Below are 13,551 nucleotides of genomic sequence, written 5' to 3'. Positions count from 1 at the left end.
ACGACGTGTCTGCAGGGGCGACGTGCCCCTGCCCGCCGCGCTAGAACGAGAATCCGGTCTCATTGCGCCGAATGTCGGCCTCCACCATCATCTGGCACAGTTGCTCGAGCGTCGTAGACGGTTGCCAGCCCAACTCCGCCGCTGCGCGTGACGAGTCGCCGATGAGCAAATCCACCTCCGCCGGCCGGTAGAACCGCGGATTGATACGGACCAGCGTCTTGCCGGTTCTGTCGTCGATACCTGTTTCGTTTTCCGCCGTGCCTTTCCACGCGATGTCGAATCCGGCAGCCTTGCCTGCGAGGGTCACGAAGTCCCGCACGGTCTCGGTTCGGTTCGTAGCCAGCACGTAGGTATCCGGCCGATCCACCTGGAGCATGCGCCACATGCCATCGACGTACTCGCGCGCAAAACCCCAGTCACGCTTCGCGTCGAGGTTGCCAAGTTCCAGCACATCCTGCTTGCCCAGACGGATCTTTGCCATCGCGTCGGTGACTTTGCGCGTGACGAACTCCCGGCCGCGAAGTGGCGATTCGTGATTGAACAGAATGCCGCTGCTGCCGAATATGCCGTAGCTTTCGCGGTAGTTCACCGTCATCCAGTGCGCGTAGAGTTTGGCCACGCCATATGGGCTGCGCGGATAAAACGGCGTGTCTTCCTTTTGCGGAATCGCCTGTACGCGTCCGAACATCTCGGAGGTGCTGGCCTGATAAAACCGTGTCTTCGGATTAACAAGCCGAATCGCTTCAAGAAGATTGAGTGGACCGATGCCCGTTATCTCGGCGGTTGTCACCGGCTGCTCGAATGACACGCCGACGAAGCTTTGCGCGGCCAGGTTGTACACCTCGTCGGCTCCGCTCGTCTCCAGCAGACGGATACTGGAGCCGAGATCCGTCAGGTCATATTCGGTGAGATGCAATGCGGGATGATTCTGGATGCCCAGCTCTTCGATGCGCCAGAAGTTCACCGAACTCGTACGCCGGTACGTTCCGTAGACGGTGTATCCCTTGTCCAGCAGCAACTGCGCGAGATACGCACCGTCCTGCCCCGTTATGCCGGTCACAATGGCTTTGCGATTCAATCTATTTCTCCTTGGAAACCGTATTCGTCATTTCGTCGCCTCAACGTCCCGCGCGCTCCACCGCCAACGCGTTGCGGTACGTCGCAATGTTCGATGCGGTGCCGGGCTCGTCGTCTGCGGAATTCGGATCCCGTCTGCGGAAATCTCCCGACCGGATGATCTGGCTCAGTTGCAGGTAATTGCCGATATCGAACAGGGCTACGCGGCCAGGGTAGTAACGCGAAAACTGCAAAAACGTGCGGGTGCGAGTCGCAATCACGGGCCGGTTCAGATTGACAGCCATCGACATCGGGCCGGAAGCCGATTGGCCCACCTCCAGGTAGGGAAGCAGAACCGCATCGCAAACCATCATGGCGCGGGGGAAATCGTCGTCGGTCATCGGGCCCATGAAATGGGCGCGGCGTGAGATGTCCCTGCTGTGGGGCGTGTCAGCCAGTTTGAGCAGTTCGTCAACGGACGCGTTGAGGTTGATTGCTTTGCCCGAACTTCCATGCACGTCGTCCAGCCAGTTCCTGCCAGGACCGATGATCTTCAGCAGTTCCGTAAGGTAGGGGTCCAGCGGCACGCCCTTCTGGATAGATTCGGGATGGACGCCACCAAAGATTGCAAGGTGATAGTTTTCGGGAAGCAACTGGAGCGCGCGCAGCGCGGTGTCGATGCCCTTATAGCTTCCGGTAAACCCGAAGCAGCCGAGCAAAACGACTTCCTTTCCGCAGTCCTTGAGAAGTGGGAACTCCGCCCTCCGGGATTCCTGCTCGTAGGTCAGCGCTTCTTCGTGCGAGTAGTAGGCAAGCGGATGGTCGTGCACGTCGGAGAGTCGCTCGAGCACGCGAAGCATTCGCGCATCCCGCCGGGTGTGCACGACGACGCTAGCCTTCTTGCCGGTCTGAGCTCGCCGTATAGCGTGGTAAATTCCTGCGCCCAGCAGGTTGTGTTCCATTCTCGTCGTAATAGCGAGAGACCACGCTTCCTTGAGCTTGAACTTTCCGAGCTTCTGCCATAGTTGCTTCCAGTTGACGCTCGCTCCTTCAAAGACCGTATGGAAGGTGATGCAGAGCGACGGCGCCGCCTCGATCAATTTGCAAATGCGGCGGTACGAATCACGCTTGTTTTTTCCAAAAATGCCGTGTTCCAACTGGATGTTCACGCAATCGAATCCGCGCAGTTCCTCGCATATGCGCTCGATCTCCTTGTCTGCCATCTTGCGAACCCGTGTACTGGAATGGCGGAACATGTACTGATCAAGATCGAATACCCTTATTTCGAAATATGGGGAAAGCTGCCTGACCATTGCGCGTGCGTAACTGGCAATGCCGCATAGCTCGTCATACGTGCTGATGACGGCCAGTCGTGGTTTTTTGATGCTCATATTTTTTCCTGTAGTGTCTCGCGTGCGGCGCGCCAACGATTCACTCAATTACTATGCAGCCAGCTTTTGGGTATAGACCGCGTAGGCTTCATCGACCGACTCATAAGTGGTCATCTTTCCGTCTTCGAGAATCGCCGCGAGGTCGCAATACTGGCGAACCAGATTCGGATCGTGTGAAACGAGGATCATCGAACGGTCGCGCCGCTTCACAAATAGCTCTTCACGGCAACGCTCCTGAAACCGTTGATCGCCGACGGCGATGACCTCGTCGATCAGAAAACAATCGAACTCCACCGCGATCGAAAGCGCAAAGGCTAGCTTTGCACGCATGCCGGCGGAGTAGACCTTGATCGGCTCACGCAGGTAACGGCCGAGATCGGCGAAGTCCTCGACGAAGCGTCGCATGCGCGATTCGTCGCATCGGTAAACCCTGGCGATGAATCGAAGGTTATCGAGGCCCGTCAGACTGCTCTGGAAACCACCCGAAAATGCGAGCGGCCACGACAGGCTCATGCCCCGGTGTATGAAACCGTCCGACGGGAGTTCAACACCGGCAAGCAGGCGAATCAATGTCGACTTGCCTGCTCCGTTCATACCGAGAATCCCGATCTTCTGTCCCTTCTCGAGCGTGAAGTTCACTTCATCGAGAATTTTTCGTCGGCCGGTCGCGGTCGGGTACCACTTGCTGACATTCTCGAGCTGAATCATCCTGCCTCCACGCGACGGTGCACGACCCTCAGGATGATCAGTCCCGTTAGCATCAGAAAAGATGCAACCCAGACGAGGTAGGCAATGCTGTAGTGATACCTGTACCCTTCGCCAAGATATCCACTGCGAAGCATCTCGACCCCGTGTACCCACGGCAACAGAAGCACCGCATCCCGCGCCCGCTGCGGCAACCAGTCGACCATGAAAACGGAGCCTGAAAACGGGAACAGCAGGTACGTCAAGGTGTGCCAGACGCGCTCGGCCACTTCGGAAAGCTCGCTGATTGCTCCGATGAATACGCCTAGCGCGGTGGACAAAAACGACGTGAGCAGCCAGGCGGCCACTACCCTGAACGGATGGGCGGGAAGATCCGCGAGGCCGGTCACATAGAAACAGACTGTCAGGCAATAAAAGGAGATGGTGGCGCCCGCAATTTCCAGCACAATTCTCGCGAGGAACACATCGATCGGCTTGACGTTTCGGTGATACAACAGGCTCACGTTCGGCGTCAGCCCACCCACACACCGCGTTGCGCAGTTTCTCCAGAGCAGCACCGTCGAATAGCCCGTGAGCGCGAATTCGATAATCGGAACGTTGTGCCCGTGAGAAGCCTTCGTGAGATACCACAGGCCGGCGATGCCAAGCGTAAACATCATTGGCTCGACGAACAGCCAGAGAAACCCGATGTTGTGCCGGCCAAAGCGCGTGATGATCTCGCGCATCACCAGCGCCCCGACGACGCGCACCTGAATGTTGAGCGATTGCAAGAGCGGCATGTCGAACATGATTCGTCACTTGAGTGTATGCTCGCGCACGCCGGCCAGCAGCAGGGAAAGAATGCCCCACGTGACAAGCCCCATGGCCAGCGTGACGAGAACCGCTCGAAGTCGCCTTGGTTCGATGGGCGCGTCCGGTACTTCCGGCTGTACGACGCGAGCTACATACAACTGTTTGTTGGACACGTCGTTCCTTGCCTGCTGCTGAAGGGCTAGCGCGCTCGCCAATTCGCGCTCCGCAAAACCTTTCTCGATGTTCAGCCGTTCGAACTCGCGGCTCTTGGCGGCAAGACTGCTTGTGCCCTTCCCGGTGACAGTCGTTGCGGTGGTGTCTATTTCCTGACGGAGGACCGCAATTCGCGTGTTCAGCGTCTCGATCTGCGGATTCTGCGGCGATACCGAGACGACTTCGGCAAGGCGCGCGCGCGTGGCGATCAGTTCGTCCTGCAGTTTGCCGATCTGCTGAAGTTGCAGGGAAGACTGACGGTCGGGATCGAATACCGATTGATTGCTTCTGTATCGGGCAAGTGCCATCGCACTTTCCGTCACGCGCTTCTGTGCTGTTTGCACGGCCTCGTTGGCATAGCGCATGCCGTCCTGCAGGCCTCGCCGATTAAGCTCGTTGACCAGTGCTTCGCTCATCGACAGCAGCTTTTCGTTGATCTGGTGCGCCGACGCGGGTTCGAAGGCCGATGTGCGAAGGGTCGTGATCCCGGTCGTACTGTCGTGCACGACAGCCACGATGTGGTTCCGGTAGAACTGCAAAAAGTCTTCGTAACTGCTGTGCCGCCCGGTAAGCGGGAAACGGCTCAACACGTCCCCGTTGGGTGCGTCGAAACGCTTTCGCAACGCCTCGCCGGCGTCGAGTGCACGCAGGGCATCCATCGACTCGATGTAGTCCGTCACGATCCATGCGTCATCCTGCGAGCGCCCGAAGCTTGTGCCCTGCAGAAACGAACTCAACAGCGACGCGCTTTCCTGCTTCTGCTGACTGCGCACAACGAAGCGGCTTTCGCTGACATAGACGTCCGCCGCCACCAGGCCGTAGTAGAGGACGGCCACGAGTGTCGGAACGACCACCGTTACGAGGAAGAGCAACGAATTCTGGCTTCTGAGATGCCGTTTGATGAATGACATGCCTGGTACGTCTTGGTTTCTGGGTCGATTGCGAATGTGCTCGGGCGCGGGTCCGTTCCATGGATCTCCCACGCCACGACGGCTACTTGAATTGCGTGCCTACGCTGACCGCTGGAAACACGACTGTGTAGAAGAGATTTGCCAGCTTCTGGATGTCCGCGACGGGCGAGTTCGATACGTACAAGGTGTCCTTGTCATTCATCTCGAACTGCTGCGCGAGAAACATCCCGGCGGGGTCCTTCAGATCGAGGTGGTACACGACCGGCACTTTTTTTGCGGCCCCCTGCGCGGTCGAGGACGCCGACGAATCATCCAGTTCCCGGCTGTCCTCAATGCGGAAGACGAAGACTCCCCTCGCATCGGCGCGTGTGTCGACGAGACCGCCCGCTCGGGCCAAAGCTTGCGCCAGCGAAATTCCTTTCCCTTCGAAGCCGATTTCCTCGTTCTTTCCAGTGGCGCCGAACGCCATGAAACTGGAAGGCTGATAGAGTGCCGTGACAACGTCGCCGGCTCGCAGCGGGACATTCTGCCGAGGGTCGCGGATAACCGAGTCGAGCGGCATCGAATAGGCGCCTGCGCCCCGTGTGACCTGCAACGTGATCTTGTCCACCGGTTGGCGCACGCCGCCCGCCGCGGCAAGCGCGTCGAGCAGCCGTTCACACTTCGGCGTCAATGGCATTCGCGTGCTGCTGCTGACATCGCCGACCACCGTAACATCGGCGGCGGCGTTGCGTGTCAACCTCACCAGAACCTGAGGCTCATGAGCCTTCCCAGCGAGCCGCTTCACGATCGTCCCTTCGAGCGCTGTAATCGTGAGTCCGGCAGCACGTATGCTTCCGGCGAACGGCACGTTGATGTTGCCCGCGCTGTCGACCACCTGATCGGGCAATGTCGTGGTCCGGCTGGCAGCGGGCACGTCGGACATTCCCGCCTCGCCGCCACCGAACAGCGTCGCGGGCGGAGCCTCCCATACCGATACAGAGAGCGCGTCACCCACCCCCAACGTGTCGCCGCATCGGCTCGCCGTACCCAACGTCTCGGAAAACGTGTGCGCGGTGCGGAATGCTCGTTGGTGTTGTATAACCGCCGGGCTCAGGTTCACGATCTCGATGTTGTAATTGCCTTTTCCAGTTTCGGAGCCATGCCCGTTCGAAATGTCAGACGTAGCAGGACCCGCCGCGGGGATGATGCTGCAACCCGTCAGATACGTGCACAAAACAATAGCTGCAGACTGTAGATGAATACGCATGGTTAATTCAGCAAAAGTGCCCAACGCATCCCAGCGAACGCCACGTCGTTCCGACAAGCCGGACGAAGTCAGACGCGAGAAGGCCACTTGCATGTGAACGAATAGCCAAGGTTTTACAGGCGAAGGCGGGACACATCACTGGACTGAGAATCCATGGCTTAGCGCGTAACGCATCAACTCCGCGTTGTTATCTACGTTCAGCTTTCGCATGAGGCGTGTCTTGTGTGTGCTCACCGTCTTGACACTAAGCGAGAACGACCTGGCAATGTCGCTGATCGTGCGCCCGGCAGCGATCAGTTTCAACACCTGATATTCGCGACGTGACAGCAGCCCCTCCGGAAGCTCTTCGCTGATCGCGTCACCGAAAAGCAGTGCATTAACGATGGCCGGATCCACGAATCGCCGGCCCGCGGCAATTTCTCTTATTGCTTCGATGAGAACCGTTGTTGCACTTTCCCGTGCGACACACCCGCACGCGCCCATGCGCAGCATGTACGGAACAGCTGGAGCCTCGGCCACCCCCGTCAATACCAGCAAAGGTAAGGCAGGCCGTTCCGCATTCAGCCAATCGATCATGCCAATAGACTCTGTTGTTGGCGTCGTAACGTCGAGCAGCAGAAGATGTGCCGGCGAATACTTCGTTGCCTCGAGTGACACGCCGCGCTCAAGCAGGAATTCCGCAGTCACGGCCATATCCCGTTGAGCGGAAATAACCTGCGTCAACGCGCCCCGTATCATGGCCTGCGTACCAGCAATCAGAATGTGAATCATCTGCTTCCCACCGCATCAACACGTTCGGGCATAGCACGCCAACAAACCACGCCACATCCGCATTTCGCCCGACATCTTCGCCCGAACTCGAGATGCCGGATTGCCCGCGCTCGCTACCGATTCAACTTCCACTTTCCCCAAACCCTCGCCCTAGACTGCATTCGCCCACCACTTGATGGTCTTTGGCCTAAACAATTCTTTCTTTAATGCGTCACCGCCGCGAGGCGCGAATTCGGTAGGTGTCCGCGATGTTCGCCCCCGCCCTCACGCTGTTGCAGCCGACATCACAGAATGATGCGCAGAATGATATGGACAAAAGCCCACGCAAACAGCAACGCCAAGGGGACTACAGCGAGCGCCCCCATCAGCTCCCGGACCGAATACGGTTGCGGAGTTGGCCCACACAAATCGGCCCGTACGCCCTGCAGCTGCGACGCCTTGACATCCCGCAGCCCAGTGTTCGCCTCATAGCTCATTTTTTCTCCCGCTCGCTTGAGTAGCTCTCTTCAAGCAATCACGCATTACCACGGCACCTCCGATCGCTTCTTTCACGACGCGAGGCGAGACAGATAACGAACAGCGAAACCAATAGTCCGAAATGGGCCTTCAGCGACACCCGGAGAGCGAATAAAGATCGCTTATACCAGCGCGAAAAACTCGAAAACCGTAACGATCCAACTTTGCTATGCACGCAGCATATAGTCGACGATTACCTGCGCCTGCATAGCGGCAGACTCGACAGCGGCTGCCGCACTGTCCCGTGTGACCTCAACTGGCGATACAGGCTCACCCTGCGCGTCTAGCCCCTTGATGTTGACGGCAGCGGCAAAGGCACGGGGAGGCAACCATTTGAATTCGACATTGCCTGCGCGATAGCGAACGGCTTCGAGTTCCATCGTCAATTCAAAGCCGCGATAAACGTAGATGAGTATCTGCATTGAAATGACCACAGACGAAGCGAATCGTAAGATAGAACAATACTCTTAACCAAAAGAGTAAAAGTCACGCTTTCTGAACGAAACACGTCGTGATGCGGTCGCAACGTCGACTTGTTGATCGATATCGCCCGCCTGTTCACATCCCCATGCAATGGGCATTGAGTGTCGCCGATGAGGGGGGAAGTTGTTGCGAGAACGCCACGTGCTCTCGTGGTTTTGGATCTTTCCGATCGGCAAGCCGACGGCGGGAAAGCAACCGATGGGTTCCGGGAAGCCGAATCTTGTTCAGTCGAGAGCCTGAGGTGGTACAGCGGTACAGCTGCCCAGAGCGCACGCACCTTTAGCGTTCCTTTGCATACTGTCTAGCCGACGTGAGTGTCGGTCCGCGCTTCACGACAGAATTGGTCGGGGACTATCGTCCTTCGGAGGCAGATTGAGCCAGAGCAGCGAGATCGGCAGTCATTTGTTCGAGCGCGGGTTGTCAGCCGCGATACTGCTGCTGTCGGTAGACGCGCAGCGCTGACACTCTCGCAGCACGTTGCTGTGGGCCAGCAACGCGGGCGCATAGTTGCTTCCGAGTGCCGCAGCAGCCGCCGCTCGATACGCGCGAATGGTGTATCGACGGCAGTCGTGATGTGAGCGGGTTTCAACATTGAGTCGCAGCGAAGTGCCAGCCGCGAGAATGCCGCTGCTGGGACACGTTAGCGTATTGGCCGTCTCAAGAGGTCATCGAGCAGCGCGCCGTACGTGGCCACCAGTTGCCGATCATCCGGCAGATAACGGGCAATCAACGTGCGTTGCTGCTCGCGATACCAGGAAGCGTGCGCGTCGTGCGTCTCGATCACCTCGATCACGCGTCGCGCGCCGTCGTCGACATCGTTCGCATGGTAGTAGTAGCCCAGGTCCGGACACAGCGTTGCGTTGTGCACGAGCGGATAACCCTGCCAGCACACCTCGAGATAGAAATAATTGAGCGGGTTCTCGAGCTGATGTGATATGACGATATCCGTTTGCTCCGCCAGAAACACCGGCGTCTCATGGCGACCCATGAACACCGCCTTGTGGTTACGCACGATATCGAGCTGGTTCATCAGCGCGACAAATTCCATGCTTTCGCGCGCGATTTGCTCTGCATTCGTCACCTGCAGCAATGCGATGCTATCGGGACGCGCACGGTACGCCATTTCGGCAATCAGCGCCGGATAGAGACAAAACTTCACCACGTTGATGTTCGGCTCCATGATGGTCAAACGCTTCGCGCCAGCGTGAGGCTGATAGACGCCTCCATTCGGCAGCGTCTTCACGCGCTCATCGAGAAACATCGGGCTCCAGACGAAGGGCACCACGCGTCCGTGCAAACGCCGCAGCACCTCGAAATACGACCGGCTGATATTGTCGACCTGGGGAATGATCCAGATGTCGTCGTAGCGCTGATTGATGAACAGATTCACGCCCCACATCGGTTTGCGAAACAAAACCGATTCCATCGCGTGAATGTATTCAAAGCCGCAACAGTACGACACTAGTCGCGCGCCGCGCTGTTTCAGATAGTCGGTCCGGGTCGGATCGACCTGACCACCGAGTTCGATCATCACATCGACAGTGTCTTTCGCCGCCTCGAACGCCACGGTCGGAAAGCGCTCGAGGTCCCACGGTAGCGCCGAGGTGACCGGTATATCAGTCGTATTGACCAGAACGACGCTCGCCACTTGCGGACAATGCCGCAACGCCTCCGCGAGAAATGCAGCGTTTTGCTTGATACCGTTGTTCCAAAGAGTTTCCGCCGGATGATGCAGGCCGATGGTAATGCCTATACGCAGCCCGCTCATGACTGTGCACTCCCCGTTTGCGCCGGAACGGCCAATGAGCGGTCCAAAACCGCTTCGTCACAATGCGTGCTGTGCTTCACGAAGCCGATCATTGAATGTCTCCGCTCGACGCAACCGATGAAAATTTCATGTAACGCCGGATCGCGAGACAACCCGGCGGAGATTCGATCAACGACAAAGGCGTCGCGTGATATCCGCCCTGCTCACGTTGCGCAACGGTCTTGCACGCCACGGGAGCAACGGAAATGCGCTCCGCCGACACCGAGCACGAGCCGTCGGCCTCCGGCACAGCCGCGTTCGCATGCGGCGCCAGCACGCCGTGGGCAAAAGCACCCGATGCCAAGAACGCCGTTAACGCCAGCGATATCAGATACGAAATGCGGTTACGCATGGAAGAGAATTTCATTACGCCTGCACCTCACTGCCCGTCGTACAACGCGGCGAGCGCATCGCCGTACACCCTGACATTGGCCTCGCTCTCGGGATCGAGCGTGCTCAAAAACGCCTTCGCTTTTCGGCAATATTCGTCGAGATTGACATCGTGCTCAGCGAACGCACGCTGCAATGCACGCCCGCCCTCTTCGCAGTCGAAGTCGTGGTAGCGGTAGCCGCAGTCCCCAATCAGGTGGGAGTTGTGAATGAGCGGATAGCCGCCGTAAAGCGCCTCGTAATAGACGTAGTTCTGGCCGTTCTCCCAATGATGCGAGACGACCGCATCGACATCGGCCGCCACGACCTGGCAAAACGGATAACGTCCCTCGAACGATGCAAGCCCGTGTTCCACGATGTCGAGGCTGCGGGCAAAACCGTTGAAGGTCACGTGCTCCTTCAGCTGAAGTGTGTTGTACGCCCACACGTGCTCCAGCATGTCGGGATTGGCGCGGTGCGCAGTCTCGCAGCACAGCATGGGAATGAAGCTTGTCTTCACCATGCAGATGTTGGGCTCGAATATCCCCACGCGCCAACGCCGACGCCCCGGCTGATAGCCGAACGTACGCCCTTCCGGCAAGCGGGCGGCCTCGCGGTCGAGCGCGAGCGGGCTCCACAGATGCGGCATCATGCGGACCGGCGCACGGAACGTGCTGGCGAAATACGGTACGCAGGTTCGCTCGTACTCGGCCAGCGTCCAGACTTCGTGATAAGGCGCGCCCGAGATCAGCAGACCGTGCGGCTTGTCGAAGATCATGCGCTCGATGTCGATAACGTAGTCGTTGCCGACCCTCATCGACACGATCTTGCCGCCGCGCTCGCGAAACGCCACGGCCCAGTCGCGATCCAGTTGCGCGCTCATCTCGATCATCACGTCGAGCGTGTTTGCCGCCTCGTTCATGTCGATTAGCGGCCCAGGTGAATCGGCCAGGAACTCTTTGGCGTCTTCGGGCCTGCCGTCGCCGCCGCCTGCCACCAGATACGTAGCGGAAACAAGCGGCGACCGCGCAAGCAGCATCACGAGGTACAGGCAGTTCTGGTAAATGCCGTTTTCCCAGAGCGACTGAGCGCCCTTGCGGACGTAGATGGAAACGCCGACGCGCAGGCTGGCCGGTCGTGAGCCACGATTGTTTTGGGTACTCATGACCAGGCCGTCCGATTCATGAAACGTGCATCGCGGCACAGGTGAAGAAGGCGTTCGGCATAACCATCGATGTTATGCCGCTTAAACGGATCGACCGATTCGAATACGCGCTGCGACCGGGCGCGGTAATCGTCGAGCTGTCTGTCGCGCTCCGCTGCCGCACTCAGCAGTTGGGCCGAGCCGAGTCGAGTTTCGAAATCGGGATAGTAATAGCCGGCGTCTTTCAGCCAGGGCGAATTGTGGATGAGAGGATAGTCGCCGTACAACACGTCAAGATAGCTGTAGTTTTGATCGTTCTGCCATTGGTGCGAAACAACCGCATTCGCGTGCTGCACCATAAAACCCACTACGTCGTGCCGGCCGTGAAATGTCGCCTTGTGCTGGCGCACCAGATCGAGCGAGTTGGCTAAATACAGCATGGTGGGATGGTCTTTCATATGCAGCGTATTGAGCACGTGCATAGCGGTGACACTCGTCGGATCCGCGCGATATGCCTCATCGCACACGAGCATCGGAATACTCGAGCTCTTCACCACGGAAATGTTCGGTTCGAAGATGGCAACGCGTAGGCCGGTGTGCTCTCCGGTCGCAGCCGACTGTGTCGGCGTGTAGCCATACTGGAATCCCTGTTCGGCCACCTCGCGCATGCGGTGTTCGATAAACGTGGGATGCCAGATATACGGAACCTCGTAGGCTTCGCAACGCTGCAACGTGCGCAGCATCGGTGCGTAAGCAGCGTCTTTCGGTAGATACCAAACCTCGTCGCAGCGGTCAGGCCGCGGCGCATGGCTCGGCTTGTTGAAAATCGGTGATTCAACGAGGCCGACATAAGGCTGCCCGCAACAGTAATACACCACCTTCTTGCCACGTGCACGCATCAGATCGAGCCAGCCGATATCCAGCGCGCCGCCCATCTCGATGATGACGTCGACTTCGTCTGTCGCCTCGTGTGCCCTCATCAGCCGCAGATTATTCGCACCAAGGTCGACCTGTGGCGGCATGACACCTTGGTCGCCCACGTCAATCAATACGACAGACTGCACAAATGGCAAGCGTTGAAACAGCGAGGACAGAAACATGACGTTCTGCCCGAGGCCGTTTTGCCAGATGTTTTGGCCTTGGTGGGTAATGACCGAAATACCAATGCGCATTGATTTTTCCGAAATGCAATAAACCGGCCCCGCCAAAATCGGAGGGGCCGGTCGAGAATTGCCATTAAAGGCGGGCAACAGCCAGATTATGCAACCCTACATCCGTTCGCGCTACCAGGAATATCCGAAGCCAGCGTTGAACATCATACGGCTGCCATTCATTGTACTGAAGCCCATCTTCGCGATGACGTTCGGCGTGAACCGCATGCCGGCGCCGATAGCCAGCGCGGTGTAGCCACCGTAGGTGCCGATACCTGCGCCCATCGTGAACGACTTGCCCGGTTCGACCTGCGGCCGACCAGCCAATGCACCAGCCATGGCAACACCCGCGTAGGCCGTCCGCGCCACGTCGTTGACGCTTTGCTGGACGCTCCTCAACTGCGAAACGTTCACCGCATCGGTCGGATTCACACCCGCCGCGACGTTGGTGATTCGCCGCTCGCTGCCCCAGGAACCGACGGAAATGGTGTCTGCATCCGACGCTACAGAACCGCTGCCGAGGGCCACGGAGGTCGCCCCAGACGCGACAGCGCCTGTGCCGATCGCAGTGGCATCGCTGCCAATTGCCCGAGCATTCGCACCAACCGCCGTCGCGTTTGTCGCGATCTCTGTCGCCCTGTAGCCGATTGCCGTCGTGTTGCTGCTTTGGGCAACGGCCTCGCCAACCGACGCTGCCGCACCGCGTCCGGCCGCCGTCGTACTGACACCCAATGCAACGGCGTTCGCGCCCGCGGCACTCGCGTTCACAGCCGCACGCGCCAGCGCGAGATCGCGAGCCGTTTCAATTCCCTCAAGCACGGTCCGCATGCCCAACCGTTTCGCGAGGCCAACGCATAGCTTGATGATGTGACGCGCATCTTCAAATTCACGCGCCTACGCCACGGTAATTTCAATAATGAGGTTTTATAGCCAGTAACGTCCAAGCGCCTTCGCGAGACGGTCAGAAAACGCTTCGGACAATATCAACCCGGC

General features: G+C 58.5%; 13 protein-coding genes. All 13 read right to left on the bottom strand.

Going from position 1 to position 13,551, the window contains the following annotated elements; genetic code table 11:
* Positions 1 to 40 precede the first annotated feature (40 nt).
* The 13 genes from gmd to P2869_RS20515 all read right to left on the bottom strand — a co-directional run bounded on the left by gmd (position 41) and on the right by P2869_RS20515 (position 13,386).
* Positions 41 to 1,078: a GDP-mannose 4,6-dehydratase gene (gmd, locus tag P2869_RS20575; RefSeq protein ID WP_017777297.1), complete on the bottom strand. Its 1,038-nt coding sequence runs from the start codon at positions 1,076 to 1,078 to the stop codon at positions 41 to 43.
* 40 nt (positions 1,079 to 1,118) lie between these two features.
* On the bottom strand, positions 1,119 to 2,447 hold the full coding sequence (locus tag P2869_RS20570; protein ID WP_277599387.1) for a hypothetical protein: 1,329 nt from the start codon (positions 2,445 to 2,447) through the stop codon (positions 1,119 to 1,121).
* Positions 2,448 to 2,498: 51 nt separating this feature from the next.
* Positions 2,499 to 3,155: an ATP-binding cassette domain-containing protein gene (locus tag P2869_RS20565; RefSeq protein ID WP_277599386.1), complete on the bottom strand. Its 657-nt coding sequence runs from the start codon at positions 3,153 to 3,155 to the stop codon at positions 2,499 to 2,501.
* The gene (locus P2869_RS20560) at positions 3,152 to 3,940 is read right to left on the bottom strand and encodes an ABC transporter permease (protein ID WP_277599385.1); all 789 of its coding nucleotides are present in this window, start codon (positions 3,938 to 3,940) and stop codon (positions 3,152 to 3,154) included. The genes P2869_RS20565 and P2869_RS20560 overlap by 4 nt, the downstream gene beginning before the upstream one ends.
* A gap of 6 nt (positions 3,941 to 3,946) precedes the next feature.
* Positions 3,947 to 5,068 (bottom strand): hypothetical protein, encoded by a 1,122-nt coding sequence (locus tag P2869_RS20555; protein ID WP_277599384.1) that lies wholly within the window; start codon positions 5,066 to 5,068, stop codon positions 3,947 to 3,949.
* Between the two features lie 82 nt (positions 5,069 to 5,150).
* Complete coding sequence (locus tag P2869_RS20550; RefSeq protein WP_277599906.1) at positions 5,151 to 6,317, bottom strand: polysaccharide biosynthesis/export family protein; 1,167 nt, start codon at positions 6,315 to 6,317, stop codon at positions 5,151 to 5,153.
* Between the two features lie 135 nt (positions 6,318 to 6,452).
* Positions 6,453 to 7,088 carry a response regulator transcription factor gene (locus P2869_RS20545; protein WP_277599383.1) on the bottom strand — a complete coding sequence of 212 codons (636 nt, stop codon included), beginning with the start codon at positions 7,086 to 7,088 and terminating at the stop codon, positions 6,453 to 6,455.
* A gap of 683 nt (positions 7,089 to 7,771) precedes the next feature.
* A complete protein-coding gene (locus P2869_RS20540) occupies positions 7,772 to 8,026 on the bottom strand; it encodes a hypothetical protein (RefSeq protein WP_277599382.1) in 255 nt (84 codons plus the stop codon).
* Positions 8,027 to 8,727: 701 nt separating this feature from the next.
* Positions 8,728 to 9,855: a DUF2827 domain-containing protein gene (locus P2869_RS20535; RefSeq protein WP_277599381.1), complete on the bottom strand. Its 1,128-nt coding sequence runs from the start codon at positions 9,853 to 9,855 to the stop codon at positions 8,728 to 8,730.
* A gap of 88 nt (positions 9,856 to 9,943) precedes the next feature.
* Positions 9,944 to 10,246, bottom strand: coding sequence for a hypothetical protein (locus tag P2869_RS20530; protein ID WP_277599380.1), 303 nt, complete (start codon positions 10,244 to 10,246; stop codon positions 9,944 to 9,946).
* A gap of 27 nt (positions 10,247 to 10,273) precedes the next feature.
* Positions 10,274 to 11,428: a DUF2827 domain-containing protein gene (locus P2869_RS20525; RefSeq protein WP_277599379.1), complete on the bottom strand. Its 1,155-nt coding sequence runs from the start codon at positions 11,426 to 11,428 to the stop codon at positions 10,274 to 10,276.
* On the bottom strand, positions 11,425 to 12,579 hold the full coding sequence (locus P2869_RS20520) for a DUF2827 domain-containing protein (RefSeq protein ID WP_277599378.1): 1,155 nt from the start codon (positions 12,577 to 12,579) through the stop codon (positions 11,425 to 11,427). The genes P2869_RS20525 and P2869_RS20520 overlap by 4 nt, the downstream gene beginning before the upstream one ends.
* 111 nt (positions 12,580 to 12,690) lie before the next feature.
* Positions 12,691 to 13,386, bottom strand: coding sequence for a YadA-like family protein (locus tag P2869_RS20515; RefSeq protein WP_277599377.1), 696 nt, complete (start codon positions 13,384 to 13,386; stop codon positions 12,691 to 12,693).
* Positions 13,387 to 13,551 lie beyond the last annotated feature (165 nt).

Source organism: Paraburkholderia sp. SUR17 (assembly GCF_029536165.1).
Classification (GTDB): domain Bacteria; phylum Pseudomonadota; class Gammaproteobacteria; order Burkholderiales; family Burkholderiaceae; genus Paraburkholderia; species Paraburkholderia kururiensis.
Note: the sequence above shows the minus strand (reverse complement) of the source record. Positions and strands in the feature narration are given on the sequence as shown.

Coding starts and splice junctions, on each gene's coding strand:
- P2869_RS20520 (WP_277599378.1), bottom strand. CDS start 12,579: ATGCGCATTGGTATTTCGGTCATTACCCACCAAGGCCAAAACATCTGG.
- P2869_RS20570 (WP_277599387.1), bottom strand. CDS start 2,447: ATGAGCATCAAAAAACCACGACTGGCCGTCATCAGCACGTATGACGAG.
- P2869_RS20525 (WP_277599379.1), bottom strand. CDS start 11,428: ATGAGTACCCAAAACAATCGTGGCTCACGACCGGCCAGCCTGCGCGTC.
- P2869_RS20565 (WP_277599386.1), bottom strand. CDS start 3,155: ATGATTCAGCTCGAGAATGTCAGCAAGTGGTACCCGACCGCGACCGGC.
- P2869_RS20560 (WP_277599385.1), bottom strand. CDS start 3,940: ATGTTCGACATGCCGCTCTTGCAATCGCTCAACATTCAGGTGCGCGTC.
- P2869_RS20535 (WP_277599381.1), bottom strand. CDS start 9,855: ATGAGCGGGCTGCGTATAGGCATTACCATCGGCCTGCATCATCCGGCG.
- P2869_RS20545 (WP_277599383.1), bottom strand. CDS start 7,088: ATGATTCACATTCTGATTGCTGGTACGCAGGCCATGATACGGGGCGCG.
- P2869_RS20530 (WP_277599380.1), bottom strand. CDS start 10,246: ATGCGTAACCGCATTTCGTATCTGATATCGCTGGCGTTAACGGCGTTC.
- P2869_RS20550 (WP_277599906.1), bottom strand. CDS start 6,317: ATGCGTATTCATCTACAGTCTGCAGCTATTGTTTTGTGCACGTATCTG.
- P2869_RS20540 (WP_277599382.1), bottom strand. CDS start 8,026: ATGCAGATACTCATCTACGTTTATCGCGGCTTTGAATTGACGATGGAA.
- P2869_RS20515 (WP_277599377.1), bottom strand. CDS start 13,386: ATGCGGACCGTGCTTGAGGGAATTGAAACGGCTCGCGATCTCGCGCTG.
- P2869_RS20555 (WP_277599384.1), bottom strand. CDS start 5,068: ATGTCATTCATCAAACGGCATCTCAGAAGCCAGAATTCGTTGCTCTTC.